The organism is Bacillus infantis, assembly GCF_008180445.1.
In the GTDB taxonomy this organism is placed as follows: Bacteria; Bacillota; Bacilli; order Bacillales; family Cytobacillaceae; genus Bacillus_AB; species Bacillus_AB infantis_B.
Genome location: NZ_VTER01000006.1, coordinates 299,486 through 316,159, shown reverse-complemented (window position 1 = coordinate 316,159; position 16,674 = coordinate 299,486). Strand labels below are relative to the sequence as shown.

18 protein-coding genes and 1 pseudogene are annotated in these 16,674 nt (G+C 44.8%); 11 read left to right on the top strand and 8 right to left on the bottom strand.

What is annotated here, in order from left to right:
- Positions 1-52: 52 nt before the first annotated feature.
- The gene (locus FZD51_RS12910; RefSeq protein WP_148975151.1) at positions 53-340 is read right to left on the bottom strand and encodes a hypothetical protein; all 288 of its coding nucleotides are present in this window, start codon (positions 338-340) and stop codon (positions 53-55) included.
- Positions 341-710: 370 nt separating this feature from the next.
- Here FZD51_RS12910 and FZD51_RS12905 point away from each other — a divergent pair, with 370 nt between their 5' ends.
- Positions 711-1,133 carry a MerR family transcriptional regulator gene (locus tag FZD51_RS12905; RefSeq protein ID WP_148975150.1) on the top strand — a complete coding sequence of 141 codons (423 nt, stop codon included), beginning with the start codon at positions 711-713 and terminating at the stop codon, positions 1,131-1,133.
- Positions 1,134-1,207: 74 nt separating this feature from the next.
- Positions 1,208-2,524, top strand: a complete 1,317-nt coding sequence (locus FZD51_RS12900; RefSeq protein ID WP_148975149.1) for a hemolysin family protein — start codon at positions 1,208-1,210, stop codon at positions 2,522-2,524.
- Positions 2,525-2,556: 32 nt separating this feature from the next.
- Here the strand turns inward: FZD51_RS12900 and FZD51_RS12895 are convergent, their stop codons facing one another.
- A complete protein-coding gene (locus tag FZD51_RS12895) occupies positions 2,557-3,135 on the bottom strand; it encodes a YitT family protein (protein ID WP_187445742.1) in 579 nt (192 codons plus the stop codon).
- Between the two features lie 131 nt (positions 3,136-3,266).
- On the opposite strand from FZD51_RS12895, the gene FZD51_RS12890 reads away from it, so the two are divergent.
- The 4 genes from FZD51_RS12890 (at position 3,267) to FZD51_RS12880 (ending at position 5,849) form a co-directional block, all read left to right on the top strand.
- A complete protein-coding gene (locus FZD51_RS12890; RefSeq protein WP_148975148.1) occupies positions 3,267-4,136 on the top strand; it encodes a dimethylarginine dimethylaminohydrolase family protein in 870 nt (289 codons plus the stop codon).
- Between the two features lie 66 nt (positions 4,137-4,202).
- Positions 4,203-4,370 carry a hypothetical protein gene (locus FZD51_RS26195; RefSeq protein WP_187445741.1) on the top strand — a complete coding sequence of 56 codons (168 nt, stop codon included), beginning with the start codon at positions 4,203-4,205 and terminating at the stop codon, positions 4,368-4,370.
- 83 nt (positions 4,371-4,453) lie between these two features.
- Positions 4,454-4,657, top strand: a complete 204-nt coding sequence (locus FZD51_RS12885; RefSeq protein WP_148975147.1) for a hypothetical protein — start codon at positions 4,454-4,456, stop codon at positions 4,655-4,657.
- Between the two features lie 82 nt (positions 4,658-4,739).
- On the top strand, positions 4,740-5,849 hold the full coding sequence (locus tag FZD51_RS12880; protein ID WP_148975146.1) for an AI-2E family transporter: 1,110 nt from the start codon (positions 4,740-4,742) through the stop codon (positions 5,847-5,849).
- Between the two features lie 62 nt (positions 5,850-5,911).
- Here FZD51_RS12880 and FZD51_RS12875 read toward each other — a convergent pair whose 3' ends face one another.
- The gene (locus FZD51_RS12875; protein WP_148975145.1) at positions 5,912-6,469 is read right to left on the bottom strand and encodes a GNAT family N-acetyltransferase; all 558 of its coding nucleotides are present in this window, start codon (positions 6,467-6,469) and stop codon (positions 5,912-5,914) included.
- Between the two features lie 118 nt (positions 6,470-6,587).
- Here FZD51_RS12875 and FZD51_RS12870 point away from each other — a divergent pair, with 118 nt between their 5' ends.
- From FZD51_RS12870 to FZD51_RS26190, 4 genes are all read left to right on the top strand, one after another.
- Positions 6,588-6,932, top strand: a complete 345-nt coding sequence (locus FZD51_RS12870; protein WP_148975144.1) for a hypothetical protein — start codon at positions 6,588-6,590, stop codon at positions 6,930-6,932.
- A gap of 86 nt (positions 6,933-7,018) precedes the next feature.
- Complete coding sequence (locus FZD51_RS12865) at positions 7,019-7,498, top strand: YusW family protein (protein ID WP_148975143.1); 480 nt, start codon at positions 7,019-7,021, stop codon at positions 7,496-7,498.
- 197 nt (positions 7,499-7,695) lie between these two features.
- On the top strand, positions 7,696-8,811 hold the full coding sequence (locus tag FZD51_RS12860; protein WP_148975142.1) for a metallophosphoesterase: 1,116 nt from the start codon (positions 7,696-7,698) through the stop codon (positions 8,809-8,811).
- Positions 8,812-8,907: 96 nt separating this feature from the next.
- Positions 8,908-9,045 (top strand): hypothetical protein, encoded by a 138-nt coding sequence (locus tag FZD51_RS26190; protein WP_009793745.1) that lies wholly within the window; start codon positions 8,908-8,910, stop codon positions 9,043-9,045.
- 907 nt (positions 9,046-9,952) lie between these two features.
- On the opposite strand, the gene FZD51_RS12855 is transcribed toward FZD51_RS26190, so the two are convergent.
- From FZD51_RS12855 to FZD51_RS12835, 5 genes and pseudogenes are all read right to left on the bottom strand, one after another.
- Positions 9,953-10,891: a ketopantoate reductase family protein gene (locus FZD51_RS12855; protein ID WP_148975141.1), complete on the bottom strand. Its 939-nt coding sequence runs from the start codon at positions 10,889-10,891 to the stop codon at positions 9,953-9,955.
- Positions 10,892-11,035: 144 nt separating this feature from the next.
- Positions 11,036-12,481, bottom strand: coding sequence for a carbon starvation CstA family protein (locus FZD51_RS12850; RefSeq protein ID WP_148975140.1), 1,446 nt, complete (start codon positions 12,479-12,481; stop codon positions 11,036-11,038).
- Between the two features lie 148 nt (positions 12,482-12,629).
- Positions 12,630-13,364, bottom strand: a complete 735-nt coding sequence (locus FZD51_RS12845) for a LytR/AlgR family response regulator transcription factor (protein WP_148975139.1) — start codon at positions 13,362-13,364, stop codon at positions 12,630-12,632.
- Between the two features lies 1 nt (position 13,365).
- A pseudogene (locus tag FZD51_RS12840) lies at positions 13,366-15,101 on the bottom strand (LytS/YhcK type 5TM receptor domain-containing protein).
- 329 nt (positions 15,102-15,430) lie between these two features.
- Positions 15,431-15,874, bottom strand: coding sequence for an NUDIX hydrolase (locus tag FZD51_RS12835; RefSeq protein ID WP_148975138.1), 444 nt, complete (start codon positions 15,872-15,874; stop codon positions 15,431-15,433).
- A gap of 99 nt (positions 15,875-15,973) precedes the next feature.
- Here FZD51_RS12835 and FZD51_RS12830 point away from each other — a divergent pair, with 99 nt between their 5' ends.
- A complete protein-coding gene (locus tag FZD51_RS12830) occupies positions 15,974-16,570 on the top strand; it encodes a biotin transporter BioY (RefSeq protein WP_148975137.1) in 597 nt (198 codons plus the stop codon).
- The last annotated feature ends 104 nt before the right edge of the window (positions 16,571-16,674 follow it).

Sequence of the window (16,674 nt, the reverse complement as noted above, 5' to 3'; positions counted from 1 at the left end):
CATTGTTTCAGACAAAAAAAAGCACCCTGCCAGGGATGCTTAGCCAGCCTGATCAATAGGCCTTGCCCGCAGCAATGCGGTATTGCCTGATGAAGTCTTCAGGGCTGATATAAACTTTATAGGGATAGAGGCCATGGTTTGTATGCAAGTACAAAAACCCGAAAGAAGACTGTTCCCGGTAGGAGACATCATAGATATCAGCCAGCCGGAACTCGCGGTCTTCTGCAACGACCCGGTCGTCATACAGGTGGAGGTGATATTCTGTTTCAATCACTTTTTGTTCATTCCACTCCACTTTTCTGCTGAATATACGATAAGGATGCGAACAGCGGTGTGCCAAATCAGTCAGTTTCCCCCTTTATTATATATAGAGACAGGATTGCCTGGAACCCGGTTATGTATCATGGTAAATGAAGCTGCCACGCTATTTCAACTAAAATGCGGCCCGGCTCATTGCCGGGCCTTGCCATGGCTAACGCCTGCTCTTGCTTTTTCGATAAACGAGAAAGGCTACCACAATGGCCGCAATAATAATAAGCGGCAAGAATGAAAGCACAGTCTGCCAAAACGGATGTGTAGAGTCCATAAGAAAATTCCTCCCTGTCCTTTTTATAGGTTTTACCCTATCCTGATAAGAAAATTCCATTCCCGCCAAAACTTTATGATTGTGATTTCAAATAAATAGGATTATCATTTTCTCTATAACTAAAATGTTCTGCTGGGGAGGCGATGAGTTTGGGGCAGAGAAACTGAAAATCGGAGAGATTGCAAAAAGGGCGAATGTAACGAAGCGGACGGTAGATTATTACACACAAATCGGCCTTATTAAAGCAAGACGGTCTGCTTCCAACTACCGCTACTATGATGCAGAAGCTCTTGACACCCTTAAATATATCGAACAGTGCAAAAGGAACAGCTTTTCACTGGAAGAAATAAAGAACAAGCTAAAGGAAAAAGAATCAGATCTTATCGATTATGAAACACTTAAAGTAAAGATATCCGGTTTGGATAAGGAGCTTTCCGAGCTGCTCCAAAATCTGGAGGATAAAGGACTGAAGAAGGAAGCTCTTAAAAAGCACCTTTCTGCTGAAAGCATATCCCTCATGCAGACCATTCTCCTGTTATTGATGTAGCCCTCCTGCCGGAAATTACAGTAGACTTTTTTACTCATCCAGGAGGTGTAAGCCTTACTCTGTAAGGCGATTCGTTGGACATATTTATCAATTTGGTATTAGTTGCACTTTTAATTGCTTTAACCGCTTTTTTTGTGTCAGCAGAATTTGCAATTGTCAAAGTCAGAAGTTCGAGGATTGACCAGCTGATTGAAGAAAATAAACCTGGAGCCCAGGCGGCCAGGCATGTGATTACCCATATGGATGAATACCTTTCTGCCTGCCAGCTGGGCATCACCATTACAGCGCTGGGTCTTGGCTGGCTTGGAGAGCCCACTGTCGAGAAGCTGCTTCATCCCCTTTTTGAAAGTTTGGAGCTTAATCCATCGCTTACCCATCTTTTATCTTTCGGAATTGCCTTTGCTTCTATTACTTTTCTGCATGTGGTGGTCGGTGAATTGGCTCCAAAGACCATGGCCATTCAGCTATCAGAAAGAATTACCCTGCTGTTTGCAAAGCCGCTGATTTTGTTTTATAAGCTGATGTTCCCTTTCATTTGGGCGCTCAATGGTTCAGCCAGGATCCTTACCGGCCTGTTCGGGCTGAAGCCAGCTTCCGAAAATGAGCTGGCCCATTCAGAAGAAGAACTTCGGATCATTCTTTCCGAAAGCTATGAGAGCGGTGAAATCAATAAATCAGAGCTGACTTATGTAAATAACATCTTTGAATTTGATAACAGGCTCGCCAAGGAAATCATGGTGCCGCGGACTGAAATCGTCAGCCTTTCCATTGATGACAGCGTGGAGGATATCCTCGGCACCATCCGCGAGGAGAAGTACACACGCTATCCGGTCATTAATGGAGATAAAGACAATATTGAAGGAATCGTCAACATCAAGGACATCCTTACTGCCACCGTAAAAAGGGAAACGCTGACAGGTTCCCCCATCACAGCGTTCATGAAGCCTGCCATCAGGGTCATTGAGACTATACCAATTCATGACCTTCTCCTTAAAATGCAAAAGGAGCGCACCCATATGGCCCTGCTGCTGGATGAATATGGAGGGACAGCGGGGCTTGTGACAGTAGAAGATATCATCGAAGAAATTGTCGGTGAGATCCGTGATGAATTTGATGCAGATGAAATCTCCGACATCCGCAAATTGGCTGAAGATCATTATATCATCAGCGGCAAGGTTCTTATTGAAGATGTCAATGATCTCCTTGGCACAAACCTGCCTGAAGAGGATGTTGACACATTTGGCGGCTGGTTCCTTTCCCAGCGGTATGATGTCGTTCAGGGGGAAGAAATCATCGAGGAAAACTATTCCTTTACAGTCAAAGAACTGGAAGGCCATCATATTGTTTTTATAGAGGTCAGGAGACTGGCTGAAGAAGAAAGCCCTGAGTAAGGGCTTTTTTTTTGACTCCAACACTGCCCTCCTTACTCTTTTGCTGTCCGATAGGTGCATAAGCTTGTGACCAGCCCTACTGTCAGGACCGTGATAAGGGACAGCATGAAAGTATCGCCTGAAACCAGCAGGCCTCCGATTGATATGACAAGGCAATCAATCAATAAAATCACTATTCCCACATTTATTCCTGAAAGGTCTGCGATAAATTGCGCCAGCAGGTCTGTTCCCCCGGTGCTGGTGCCATAGCGGAGCATTAAGCCTATGCCGAGGCCGACCAGCGCCCCGCCGGCTATAGAGCCGATGGCAGGGTCGATATATGGAAGTGACCGGCTGACCGGGTTCATGATATCGATTAAAATGGAAGACAACAGCAAACCGTGCAGGCTGTTGAAAAAATAACCCCTGTCCTTGAACCAGGCAAGAGCAAATATCGGAATGCTCATCAGCAGGATGGACAATCCTGCTTCAAATCCCCATAAGTAGTTGCAGATCAGACCCAGCCCGATGACACCGCCGTCGAGAACCTTGTTAGGGATTAGAAAACCGTTTATTCCCAAAGATAGAAGAAGGCATCCAGTAAGGACGATAGCCGTTTTTTTAAAAATCATGATTGAACACTCCCGGCTGCTGCATGTCCTCTAGTATATGAAGCCAGTCCCCGGGATAGTATGAGCTTTTTTCATAACTGTCCTGGTTTAGGTGAATAGTAAGGAAAGTAACCTAATCTTAGGAGGATATTATGGTAAAGCAAACGCCAGATATGCCGGCATATGTTGGAAGCGAATATGACCGGCTGAAAAAAGTGGTTCTATGTGAACCGGAGCATATGACAATCAAAGATGTGATCAACGAGACCCAGCGCCATTTTCTGAAAGAAGGCATTGATATTGACAAGGCATTGGAGCAGCACCGCAATTTTGTCAAAACATTGGAGCAATATGGTGTGGAAGTGTCCCTCCTCCCGGCCAGGGGCAAATATCCTGAACAGGTATTCACAAGGGATATCGGTTTTACGCTCGGCCAAACCGTGTTTGTGGCCGAAATGGCAAGCAGGATCCGGCAGGGTGAAGAGGATGTTTTCAAGGAATGGCTGGAGAAGGAGAGAATTTCCTATTTCAACCTGATAGGAGAAAAAATTGAAGGCGGAGATATCGTCATAGACCGCGACACTGTTTATGTTGGCTTGAGTGACAGGACAAATGAGAAAGCCGCTGCCCATTTGAAATCACTTCTGCCTGATCATGAGGTAATTACGGTCCCTTTTACAGATAAATTCCTTCATCTGGATTGTGTCTTCAATGTCATTTCTGAAGACGAAGCCTTGATTTTCCCAGGAGAAATTGAGCCGAAAGCACTGGAATACATCAAATCCAGGTATCACCTGATAGAAGTAACCAAAGAAGAACAATTTTCCCTGGGCACGAATGTATTATGCATCGGGGACAAGAAGATCTTCAGTCTGACGGTAAATGAAAATGTCAACAGACAGCTGGAAGAAAGAGGCTTCGAGGTGATTGAAGTGGATATAACGGAAATCATTAAGTCCGGGGGAGCATTCCGCTGCTGCACCCTTCCTGTATTGAGAGAAAGCCCTGGCCTAAAAGGATAAAATGATCATCATGCCTCCCTTTCCCTCATATGCTTTGATATATGACCGGTTCGGGAGGCATGATGCATGATGAATCTTTTAACTGCAGCCATTACTATTTTATTGTTGCTCATCTTCATAGAAGAAGTCTTCATATACGGAATATGCCGCTATATGAATGGACCAGGAAAAATTGAGAAGGCAATGACCGCCAGATTGAAGCAGGCCAGGCAGAAGCTTGCAGAAAAAATTTAGCTTCCCAGGTCTGAAACCCATTGTTTGAATGACCTGGATATTATAAAATGAATACATTCCATAATGACAGGAGTGCAGATAAAATGGCCAAATCCAAAGCGAAGAAGCTGCGTGCTAAAATGGTGCGTGAAGGGAAAAGAAATCCGGAGAGCAAAAGAAGTCCTTATGCATTAATTGATATGTCTGAGAGAAGGACAAAAACAAAGAAAGATCTTGTATACAAATCCAAACATAAGGGCCAATCTGGGTCTTTTTATTTTGCACTTCGAATGTTGATGTCCGCCTAAAATACATAGCCTGGCAATTTCCAGGAAAATTATTCTAACTTCTGTTATACTTTTTACAGGAAGAAAGCGAAAGGTGAATTCTGTGACAAAAAAAAATATCCAATTCTGGTCTCTTCAGATCCTTCTGATTGTGGCCATCATTTACGTATCATCCAAAATATCCTTTTTATTTGAACCAATCGGAATCTTTGTGTCTACCTTGTTTTTCCCGATTATCATCTCAGGCTTCCTTTATTTCCTGCTTAACCCGGTCGTCAATTTCCTCCAGGCAAGAAAACTGCCGAGGACCATTGCCATCATAATCATTTACCTGATCATCATCGGCCTTATCGTCCTGGTGATCGGCAGCCTTGTCCCTATCATATCAAAGCAGGTTACAGCATTATTCAATGATTTGCCGACATATGCACAAAGAACAAGAATCTACATAGAAAATCTTTCACGCTCGCAGCAGTTCAAATGGGTCATGAATCAGGATTATGTCCCGATTGAAAACCTGGAAAGGTCATTGATGGAGTTTGCCAACACGATCCCTGACAGGGTGACAAATGGAATTTCCAATGTATTCAGCCTTGTCGCCAATATTACAGTCACAATTGTAACGGTTCCCTTCCTGCTGTTTTATATGTTCAAGGATGGCGGAAGGTTTCCGGCTGCCATATCCAAATTCCTCCCTCTATCTTATCGGAGCGAAGGTTTAAAAACGCTGAAGGAGACAGGTGAAACCCTGGCAGCATACATACAGGGACAGGTAACCGTGGCTTTATTCGTCGGGACACTGGCCTTCATCGGCTATATGATCATTGACCTGCCATATGCCCTCGTTCTGGCGCTGATTGTCGCTGTTACGAACATCATTCCTTACGTCGGTCCATTTCTCGGCGGGGCGCCTGCTGTATTGATCGCACTGTTCGATTCCCCGGCAAAGGCAATCCTGGCGATCATCGTCATTGCCGTTGCCCAGCAGGTTGAAGGGAATATCCTTTCCCCTCTCATCCTTGGAAAAAGGCTTGACACCCATCCTGCCACCATCATCATCCTCCTGCTAGTGGCAGGAAACCTTGCAGGGATCCTGGGCATGATCCTTGCAATTCCAACGTATGCGGTTGTAAAAACAATCGTCATGAACTTTGTCCGGTTCCTTCGGGCAAGAAGAGAAAGTGTTGCCACCGGCTCAGATACTGCCCTATAAAAAAGGAAGCAAACTCAGTTGAGTTTGCTTCCTTTTTTTGTGATCTTACATATTTTCCATTTTTACAAGTCTATTCCGCTTTTTTTATCATATTCCATCAGCCAGGCATCTCTCCATTCACCTTCATGGTATTCGTTTTTCGGGAGAAGCTTTCTTTTTTGCATTCCGCTGCTCTCATAACAGGCAATGGCCCTTTCATTCCATGTCTGCGGGTCCATGACTACCAGGTCTGCTCCCTTTTCTTTTATCAAATAGCTGATCATTGACTGAACGAGCAGCTTCCCGATTCCTTTTCCCCACCATGTTGATTCCCCGATGAACTGGTCTGTACCATAGACAGAAATACCAGGAAGGTATCCGTATTTCTCCCTTTCTTCTTCATCCAGCGGATAAAACTGGATATATCCCAGTTCTGTATCTTCCCATTCAATAATACAGGCAGCCACATGCCGGTCCCGATTATAGAAATGCTCATCTACCATTTGCAGTGAATGGGGATTGTCTCTGCCTTCGTAATATTCCAGCACTGCTGGATCCTGCAGCCAGCGTACAAGGTGGAGTTTATCCCTTTCTTCCAGTTCTCTTACTTTCAGGCTGCCATTTTCAAATAATACACTCATTATAAGCCTCCACACTAATATTTCCTCTATTATAAGAATTCTATAAACTTGCCTTCTTTCCTGTATGAACTCAGCTTTTTCTGTCAATAGTGATATAAAACAGGAACGGGGTTCATAGATGAAGAAAGGCATTTATTTTATCAATGAAAAACTGGCAGCCGGAGATTGTGCGCCTGAAAGTATTCAGGAAATCCAAAAGAAGGCAGCGCAAGATTATATGAAATTAAACGGTATATCTCCTGTCAAGCTGAACCGCTGGCAGATTAATGAGCATTATGAAAACCTGCATGCCCTTTATTATGACTTAAAGGAAGGCAGAACGATGATGGACTGCCTCGTATGTTTTAACGAACAGTCTGCTTCTGACTTCGCTGCTGCCTATCCAGCCAGATGGCTGCTGCTGAAAAGTTTTTTCCATGAAATTTGCTTTTCAGAGGCTCGGCAGCTGCCTTCAGCAGAGTAAATCAGAACAGAAAACCTCTCATATGCGTTTTTAATATAGCGAAATAGGAAATATACATACTATAAAAACGAAATAGGAGGTTTGTCATGAAGAAATCGAAGTTATTATATCCAATAGCAGCCGCCCTTCTGATGCTGCCGCTTGCTGCCTGCGGGAATGATGAGAATGAAGTCCAGGATCCGCCCCCTAGCGCACCTAGCCAGGAAGATGATTTGAATACAGATAATAAACAGCCTGTTGAGGATTTCTCCCGCATCAATTTTACAGATTTTGAGCTTGATGCTGAGTATCCGGATATGAAATCGTATGAGGTTGATTACGAATATGATAGAAACAATACGATGGAAGCTGAGATCAAAGATGGCTTAAACGATGAAGAATTAAACGGAGATGAAGCGCTGGACAAGCTGCTGGAAGCATTCAAGCAATTTACTTTTGATGAAGAGTCTTCTGAGGATGAGGTGCTGATACAGGTTATACAGGGCCTTGATCTTAACGAAGATTATGAAAATATTGAAGTCGAAGTAACTTTTACGGATGGTACAGAAAAAACTTATTCAAAATAAACGAAATCTGAAGGGACAGCAGGTCTTAGCCCTTCAGATTTTTTACTGTGTTCCTGAATGGGGAAAAAAGCTCTGCTGCTGAAAGTGGTGTTCACGGTCCTCCTTCTATAATATGAATAGTTATCCTCCGCTTAACTTTCTGGCATGATTCTTTGTGTTTAAGGCACAATAACAGAATCACGGGAAGGCGGTGAGCCATGTTGAAAAAAAAATCAATTTTTATTACCGTGTTTGTTTTATTAACCATGCTCCTCTGTGTTCCTTCAGGCTCAGCTGTATTCAGCGAACACCATCCCAACATGCAGCTCAGGATCATGGAGACGACGGACCTTCACTCTTACATATTGAATTACGAATATAAAAGCGGAAAAAAAGTGAAGAGCTTTGGATTTGTAAAAACCGTTAGCTTAATCAAAAAAGCGCGCCTGGAGAGACAAAATAGTCTTCTTTTTGACAATGGCGATCTGATCCAGGGAAGTGCTCTGGGAGATTATATTCACGAGCATCCCGGCCAGCCTCACCCTATTTTCAGCATTATGAACGAGCTGCAGTATGATGCCGCAGCACCCGGCAACCATGAATTCAATTACGGGCTGGGCTATCTTAATAAAAAACTGAAAGAGGCAGCCTTTCCTTATGTCAACAGCAACCTCTTTATCCAGGGTACAGAATCTTTCCAGGAAGAGCTTCCCTATTTCTCCCCTTATGTGATTCTTCACCAGAACTTTACGGCAGATGATGGCAGAAAATATCCTGTTAAAATTGGTGTGATCGGGTTCATAACACCTGTTGTCCTGAAATGGGATGAAGAACATTTAAAAGGGAAGCTCAGCAATAAATCGATGGTCGAGTCAGCTGAGCATTATATTCCGATTATGAGGGAAAAAGGCGCCGATGTCATAATTGCACTGGCACATGCTGGTCTCGAAGCTGATGAACAGGTTAAGGATAAAAGCAGGAATTCCGTGCTCGGGCTGAGCAAGGTGCCTGGAATTGATGCGATTATGTTCGGCCATACCCACCAGGTTTTTCCGTCTCCTAAACTAAGGGGCAGCAGCGGTCTGATTGATTCGAAAGCAGGCACAATCAATGGAATTCCGGCTGTTCAGGCAGGTTCCTGGGGAAGCCATTTAGGGATTATAGATTTCAGCCTGGCTCTTGTTGAGGGAAAATGGAAAGTTGTATCAGCAGACTCCGAAGTCCGCCCCGTGTTTCTGCCTGATACACCGGGCCTTTCAGACGGCATTGAAAACGATCAGAGAGCAGAACAGCTCGCAGAGGATGTTCATACAAAAACAATAAAGCATAAATAAGGGCAATGCAGGTAATATTGCTTTACTTCCAATCTCTGCTATTTTATACTAAATTGTATGAAATTAGACCTATTTCGATAGTAGGGGTGACTATTTATGCTGAAAGACAGCGAATATTTGCTTTTTATTAGGGAAATTGGCAGATTGATCACTGACTTTGAAAAATGCAAAGAGCCTGATATCCAGCAGAAAATCCTCCAGGATATAAAACTGCTGGGGTTTGCTCTCCAATAATATAAGGCTGAAGATCTGCATTAGACTGTAAGACAACAAATGAAATTAGAAATCCCTTTCAGGCTAACAGAAGTCGTGATCGGGTGGAAACCCTCTGCTTCTGTTTTCTATGAGCAAGTGGGCTTTGGGGGCCCTGACTAAAACCCTCTGATTCGCTTTTCTGTGGCCAGATGGTGTTAGTCGCTCTGACTAAAGACCGTCTGATTCGCTTTTTTGCGGTCAGAGGGTATTAGTCGCTCTGACTAAGACCTTCTGATTCGCTTTTCTGTGGACAGATGGTGTTAGTCGCACTGACTAAGACCCTCTGATTTGCATTTCTGTGGCCAGAGGGTATTAGTCACTCTGACTAAGACCTTCTGATTCGCTTTTCTGTGGACAAGAGGGTATTAGTCGCTCTGACTAAGACCCTCTGATTCGCTTTTCTGCGGCTAGAGGGTATTAGTCGCTCTGACTAAGACCCTCTGATTCACTTTTCTGTGGCTAGATGGTGTTAGTCGCTCTGACTAAGACCGTCTGATTCGCTTTTCTGTGGACAGACGGTTTTAGTCGCTCTGACTAAGACCGTCTGATTTACTTTTCTGCGGCCAGAGGGTGTTAGTCGCTCTAACTAAGACCCTGTGATTTGCTTTTCTGTGGCCAGAGGGTATTAGTCGCACTGACTAAGACCTTCTGATTCGCTTTTCTGTGGACAAGAGGGTATTAATCGCTCTGACTAAGACCGTCTGATTCGCTTTTCTGTGGCCAGAGGGTATTAGTCGCACTGACTAAGACCCTCTGATTCGCTTTCTGTGGACAAGAGGGTATTAGTCGCTCTGACTAAGACCTCTGAATCGCTTTTCTGCAGCCAAAGGGTGTTAGTCTCTTTGACTAACACCCTCTGATTACTTGTCTCCGGACTGTTTTGAGTTTACCCCCTCTCTTTTTGTTCTTCCCTCCTCTTTTCATATACCTGCAGATTCATATAGATGGTATTCAGAACTGGCACTGGTAAACGGTGTTCAGCCGCTGCATCCAGGAGATATTTAAAGAAGTGGGCTGACTCGGTCTGCAAGCCTTTTTCAATGTCTCGCTGCATGGAAGATTTCATATGATATCCGACTGCATTTATTTTCTTAATGATATTTTCTTTTGCATCATCCGGAAGATTCGCTCCCAGGCTTTTCATGACAGGAAGGATTTCCAGAGCTAGCCCCTCTATGATGCTTCTCCCCTCTGCTGTATCCCTTATAGGACCGACTGGCGAACGTGTCAGCGTTGTAAGCCCGGACATCATGCTGATAAAAAGATACTTGCTCCACATTTCACTCACGATTTCACTGCTGTACCGGAAAGATGCCTTTGTTCCGGTAAGCGATTCCTGTATCCGTGAAATCCTCTCTGTCTGCCTCCCGTCAATTTCGCCAAAAACAACTTCCTGCATATCGCTTTTCTGAACAATTTCGCCTTTTTCATCCAATGTTGATTCTATGAAGCAAAGACCTCCAAGGAGCCTCTCCTTTCCAAAAGCCCTTTCAAGCGTGTCCATATGTGCAATGCCATTCAGCAGCGGAAGGATACATGTACCTTGTCCTGCATAAGGCATAATATTATTGATGGCTTCTTCAAGATGGTAAGCTTTCACAGAAAGCAAGATCAAATCAAAGTTCTCTTCTGAAGGAACTCCTGTTCTCAGAAGCTTTGGTTTCAGCTTTGCATCTCCATGTACGCTGTTGATGACCAGGCCGTTCTCCTGAAGCTGATCGTATTTTTTTTCCCTTACTAGAAAGGTAACGTCTTCTCCTTTTTCAAGGAGCCTGCCTCCGAAATAACCTCCTACTGCCCCTGCCCCTGCAATCAATATACGCATATTCTTACCTTCCTTTCTCAGAAAACGGCTGCAAAATAACCCCTGCATCATTCCGTTTATTTCCATTATTATTTCTCATTTTAGCATAGCATCTAAACAGAAGAGCCCGGAATTGCTCATCCAGGCCCTTATGCATTATTAATCTTAAGCTACTCTTCCTGTAATATCTTCTTCGAGTGCGATATTGTTCTTTCTTGCTTTTCCTGCTGCGTTGTAGAAAAGAACAGTGATAATAACCGTGGCAATCGCAGCCCCTAAATACGATATATTCATTGAAAGCCCAAATCCAATTTTGGCGTTCAGAATATAAGTAACGGTTGCCATTGTCATGAAGATGCCCGGTATCATGGCAATCCAATAATTTTTTCCGGCAATGAAAAGGTACATGCTTGCTACCCAAAGGGCGATGACAGCAGTAGACTGGTTTGCCCAGGAGAAGTATCTCCATAGAATCTCAAAGTCTATCTTTGTCAGTGCAAATGATATTACAAACAAGGGCAGGGCGATAACCAGGCGGTTGCCGAGCTTCTGCTGGCCGAAGCGGATATAGTCGGCAATGATCATCCTTGCGCTCCGGAAAGCAGTGTCGCCTGAAGTGATCGGCAGGATTATCACTCCGAGTACAGCCAGTGTTCCGCCGACAGCACCAAGAGTCAGTTTTGAAGCTTCACTTACTACTGCCGCAGGCCCGCCAGCTGCAAGCAGTTCATTTAAGCCTGCAGAGCCATTGAAAAGGCTCATTGCAGCTGCAGCCCAAATCATGGCAATAACGCCTTCTGCAATCATCATGCCATAGAAAATCTTTCTGCCTTGATCCTCATTTTCTGTTGTTCTCGAAATGATTGGCGTCTGCGTCGCATGGAATCCGGATAAAGCCCCGCAGGAAATGGTCAGGAACAGAAGCGGGAAGATCGGTGCATTGTCAGGATGCATGTTTGACAAATTGATTTCAGGGATAGGTGCACCGCTGATGACGAGCGATGCCCCTACTCCAAGCGCACTGATCAGCAGCAATGCACCAAAGATGGGATAAAAGCGTCCAATGATTTTGTCAATCGGCAATAGTGTCGCCAGAATATAATAGATGAAGATGGCTCCAAGAATAAGCCCCATGCTCATCCATCCGTCCATCAGATTGTGCAGCAGCCCTGCAGGGGAAGTGACAAAAACCGTTCCCACAAGGAGCAGCAGCAGGATGGCAAATGCATTCACAACATGCTTCATGAAGCTGCCGAGAAATTTTCCGGCCAGCTCCGGCAAGTGTGCTCCCCTGTTGCGGATGGAAATCATACCTGTCAGATAATCATGGACAGCACCGGCGAAAATACAGCCGAGCACAATCCAAAGAAAAGCAACCGGTCCATATAGTGCACCCATGATCGGTCCAAAGATAGGACCAACACCTGCAATATTAAGCAGCTGGATAAGTGAGTTTTTCTTCGTGTTCATCGGCAGATAATCAACGCCGTCTTTGTGCGTATAAGCTGGAGTCTGCCTCTCTTTTTTAATGCCGAATACTTTTTCTACAAATTTCCCATAAGTGAAATACCCTGCTATAAGTAAAATGATGCCTGCTATAAAAGAATACAATTGAAATGCCTCCTTTTGTAATCGCTTACAGAAAGTATAAGGCACCGGGAGGAGAATGTGGCGGAATTGTGGCCAACATGTCAATAATCTGTCTCAAGATGCTGAAATGGAGAGGTGAAATGCAGGCAAAAGACTCATGCCTGCATCATTAAATTTCCAGCCTGCTCCTTAATGCTTTGGCATAATTCCGGCTTACAGATAATATTTCTTGAGCCCCCTCGACTTCCAGCTGATAGGCGCCGTTAAACCATGGAGTCAGCCGGGATACATATGGCAGATGGACGATTGTGCTTTTATGTATGCGGAAAAAAGGAAAATGCTGCAGCCTGCTTTCCAGCTCCTTTAAAGGAGTTTTGACAGAATAGCTTCCGTTTTTCGCAACAATCCTGGAGACTTTATCATCACGGGATATATAAAGGATGGATGATGGGTCTATATAAGAAATATTGCCATCCTCCTCCACTGCCAGTTTCCCAGGGTTCACGGCTGCGGCTGTGCTGTCGCCTTCTTCTGCAAAAAGCTTCCTCAGCCTTGATACTGTTTCTTTAAGCAGGTCTTCGTCAAAGGGCTTCAGCAGATAATCAACCGCTTCGTAGCGGAAAGCTTCTGCCGCAAACTGCGGGTAAGCTGTCGCAAAGATGATTTTTGGCACTTTTTTTAAATCATTCAGCGACCTGGCGGCTTCCATGCCATTCATTTTTGGCATTTCAATATCCAAAAATACAGCATCCGGCTGCAGCTGCAGGCACTGGATGACGGCCTGTTCACCTGATTCTGCTTCTCCCACTACCTGCAGGTCTTCATATTCTTTCAGCAGGTGAACCAGCTCCTGCCTGCTGTACGGCTCATCGTCTGCAATCAATATGCTGATTTTTCTTTCCATGCTATTCTTCTCCTTTGTCCGGCAGCGTAAAGGAGACTGTGGTCCCTTCATTCAGCCTGCTGTCAAAAATCAGTCCGGCTTTTTCCCCAAAAAGCATTGCCAGCCTTCTGTTTACATTATATATTCCAAGTCCGGTCCCTGTCAGGGAAGGTACGTGGCCCCTTGCCAGCTCATGCAGGCGTTCTGTGCCGATTCCCGCTCCATTGTCAGAAACAGATACTTCTGTCCCTTCTTCTTTTACGGCAGCATAAATGATGATCCTGCAGTCAGCTTCCTTATCCTTGATGCCATGCTTGACTGCATTTTCTACAAGCGGCTGGAGTGTCAGCGGCGGGATTTGAGCAGAAAGTGCTTCCTCTTCTATCCGGAATTCTGTTTTAAGCCTGTCAGAAAATCTTGCTTCTTCTATTTCCAGGTAGGCTTGTACATGCTTTAATTCTTCCTTCAAAGTGTTCGTTCCAAAGTTGTCCCCGTAAGATTCTGCCTCAGGAAATGGGAAAGCGACAAGAGCAGCTTGCGGGCTTTCTTTGGATCAATCCGAATCAGGGAAACGATTACATTCAAAGTATTAAACAAAAAGTGCGGGCTGATTTGTGCCTGCAGAGCCTTGATTTCTGCCTCCTTCGCAAGCTGGAATGCTTTTTCGCCCCTTGCAGCATCGAGCTGATTGCTAAGGAGCATGCTCAGGCCGGATATCAATTCAATCATGACATTTGTGATTTCTTTTTCTGACTTAAAATAGAATTTCAAGGTGCCGATGGTCTGTCCCCTTTCCTTCAGCGGAGCAATGGCGGCAGCACCAAGCGGGCATGACGGACTGCTGCAGCTGATATCATTCCTGCCGGCAATGATCAATGCTCCTTGGGCAAGCACCTTCCTGGTTATATCTGTTTGGATCAGATGTCCTGATTTGTGATGGTCATCAGCTACGCCAATATGAGACAGGATGCGTTCATCATCTGTAATCGACACGGCGCTTGCATTGACTTCGTGGTAAAGGATCCGGCATACCTCTTCTGCCGCATCGATGGTCATCCCTTTTCGCAGATGCTTCAAACTCTGGCGTGCCAGCCGCAGGGATTTCTGCGCCTGGATGGCTGCAGCTTTTTCCTCTTCATTCACTACGCTTTTAATGATCAGCAGGAAAATGGCACAGCCGACTCCATTGGCGAGAATCATGGGCAGACCGATGGTTTCGACCAAAGCAGAAGCTTTGCTGTAAGGCCTTGAGAGAAGAAGGATGATAAGCATCTGCACACTTTCGGCCATGGCTCCGATAAAAAACGCTGTCGATAGCTTCACATGCCTGTTTTTCTTATGCAGGATGCTTGCAATGATTCCAGCAAAGATTGAAGCCAAGCCGCAGGAAAAAGCCGTAAAGCCGCCCAATGTAAAACGGTGGATTCCTGCCACCAGTCCGGCGCCAATCCCTACCCTGTATCCGCCGAATAGTCCGGCAAGAACCACGCCGATCACCCTGGAGTTTGCAATGGCTTCATCTGAAGAAAGCTCTGAAGCCCAGCGGCTGAACTGCAGGGTATCGGTGTCAAAACTGACACCGGTATAGGTGCCGAATATACCGAAGAATCCAAAAAAAAGAACAGCGACCCACCGCTGTTTTGCCGTTAATGATTCCTGGTATATCATTTCGCGGAAAAAACGGAATCTGGTCAAAATGAAGGCAATGGTAACAATCAGGCCAAGCCTCTCGAGCATTGTCAGCAGCAGCTCGAACATATGGACACCTTCTTCCTTCCAGTAGATTGCCCCTATTTTACTATAATTTCTGAAGCTTTACTATTATCCAGGAAAAGAGACTGCAAAAAAGCACCTGCCGGCAAGGCAGGTGCATCACTATTCAGGCTAATATTAAAAGCGCAACCATGACAACAGATGGGAGGCCGTAGTAGAGAGCATTTTTGAATAAGATCTCATTAGTATCCTGGTTCTCCCACCCTTTGTATTCTGGACGCCTGCGGGTATACCATTCGCCATATGTCTGCATGATTTTCACCCTTTCTTTTATCTGTTCTATACCCGTGCAGGCAGAAGAATACACATTTAAACTATAAGTAACGGTTAAGATAATTTTCAAGTCCGGCTGGGAAAAGTATTTCCCTCTTTTCTATAAAAGATATAACCGGTATCCATTTTGCTTCCGAATTTCTCCCGTTTTCGTTGACTGGAATGGAATCTTCTTCGTATAGTGACTCATTCACAAGTTCGGCCTCATAAAGCTGTGTCAATTCATGTCCCGTGTTTCCATTGATAGAATAAATGTTTTCCACGCAGGCAATATAATTCACTATATTGATCTCTGCCCCTATCTCTTCCATGAACTCTCTTTTCAAAGCATCTATCGAGGTCTCCCCAAGTTCTATCGTTCCTCCGAGCGGGCGGTAAAAGACTCCCTCACCCTTAGAATGCTTCCCGCTGAGCTTTTCAGCCAGGATGCGGCCGTCCTTATATATAATGCCCAATGTATTTGCTCTTGGCCTTTTCATAATCATCAGAACCCCCTTTGTAAACTGAATATAATTTTAGTTGACATATAGTTGTTTTCCATCTTATTCTTATTTTAGTATAAAACAATTCTGGGAGGCTATTTCATGAAACAGAAATTGACGCCGCTCCATCTTTCATTGGCCGGTATGTTTACTGCCCTGATGGCAATTGGAGCAAATATCACATCATTCGTCCCATTTATGGTAATCGGAGGGGTCCCTATTACCCTGCAGACATTCATCGCGATCCTGTCTGGCGCGATCCTTGGCAGCAGGCTGTCAGCCATCGCCATGACTGTATATGCCTTGGTTGGCATCGCTGGTGTCCCTGTGTTTGCAAAATTCGGCTCCGGCTTTGCGACTGTCATCAGCCCGACCTTCGGCTTCATCCTTACATATATTCTTGCAGCTTATGCAACAGGGAAGATAATTGAAAAGAATTCCAGCAAAGCATCTTATATCACAGCTGCGCTTGTGGGACTGGCCATCAATTATATCTTAGGTACAAACTATATGTATCTAGCCTATAAACTGTGGTTTGCAGCCCCGGAAGGCTTCACTTATGCGATGGCATGGATCTGGATGCTGGTTCCGCTGCCTAAGGATATCATACTTTCCGTACTGGCCGGCCTTCTTGCACTAAGGCTGAATCGGAATGCGCTTTCTGGCAGCCGTTTGAATAAACTGAAACAGTCGGCATGATGCCATAAAGATTCTGTCATGATGGGCAGGATCTTTTTGCTTTCAGCAGATGCAGGAAATGTTTGTCCTTCCCGGCAGTCCGGCTGCATATACTATAGCAAACT

What these genes read in the sequence shown, in the direction of transcription:
- FZD51_RS12865 (WP_148975143.1), top strand. Translation starts at nt 7,019, where the DNA reads ATGAAGAAATCGAAGTTATTATATCCAATAGCAGCCGCCCTTCTGATG.
- FZD51_RS12885 (WP_148975147.1), top strand. Translation starts at nt 4,454, where the DNA reads ATGGCCAAATCCAAAGCGAAGAAGCTGCGTGCTAAAATGGTGCGTGAA.
- FZD51_RS12890 (WP_148975148.1), top strand. Translation starts at nt 3,267, where the DNA reads ATGGTAAAGCAAACGCCAGATATGCCGGCATATGTTGGAAGCGAATAT.
- FZD51_RS12845 (WP_148975139.1), bottom strand. Translation starts at nt 13,364, where the DNA reads ATGGAAAGAAAAATCAGCATATTGATTGCAGACGATGAGCCGTACAGC.
- FZD51_RS12855 (WP_148975141.1), bottom strand. Translation starts at nt 10,891, where the DNA reads ATGCGTATATTGATTGCAGGGGCAGGGGCAGTAGGAGGTTATTTCGGA.
- FZD51_RS26195 (WP_187445741.1), top strand. Translation starts at nt 4,203, where the DNA reads ATGATGAATCTTTTAACTGCAGCCATTACTATTTTATTGTTGCTCATC.
- FZD51_RS12835 (WP_148975138.1), bottom strand. Translation starts at nt 15,874, where the DNA reads ATGATTATGAAAAGGCCAAGAGCAAATACATTGGGCATTATATATAAG.
- FZD51_RS12895 (WP_187445742.1), bottom strand. Translation starts at nt 3,135, where the DNA reads ATGATTTTTAAAAAAACGGCTATCGTCCTTACTGGATGCCTTCTTCTA.
- FZD51_RS12875 (WP_148975145.1), bottom strand. Translation starts at nt 6,469, where the DNA reads ATGAGTGTATTATTTGAAAATGGCAGCCTGAAAGTAAGAGAACTGGAA.
- FZD51_RS12870 (WP_148975144.1), top strand. Translation starts at nt 6,588, where the DNA reads ATGAAGAAAGGCATTTATTTTATCAATGAAAAACTGGCAGCCGGAGAT.
- FZD51_RS12905 (WP_148975150.1), top strand. Translation starts at nt 711, where the DNA reads ATGTTCTGCTGGGGAGGCGATGAGTTTGGGGCAGAGAAACTGAAAATC.
- FZD51_RS26190 (WP_009793745.1), top strand. Translation starts at nt 8,908, where the DNA reads ATGCTGAAAGACAGCGAATATTTGCTTTTTATTAGGGAAATTGGCAGA.
- FZD51_RS12860 (WP_148975142.1), top strand. Translation starts at nt 7,696, where the DNA reads ATGTTGAAAAAAAAATCAATTTTTATTACCGTGTTTGTTTTATTAACC.
- FZD51_RS12830 (WP_148975137.1), top strand. Translation starts at nt 15,974, where the DNA reads ATGAAACAGAAATTGACGCCGCTCCATCTTTCATTGGCCGGTATGTTT.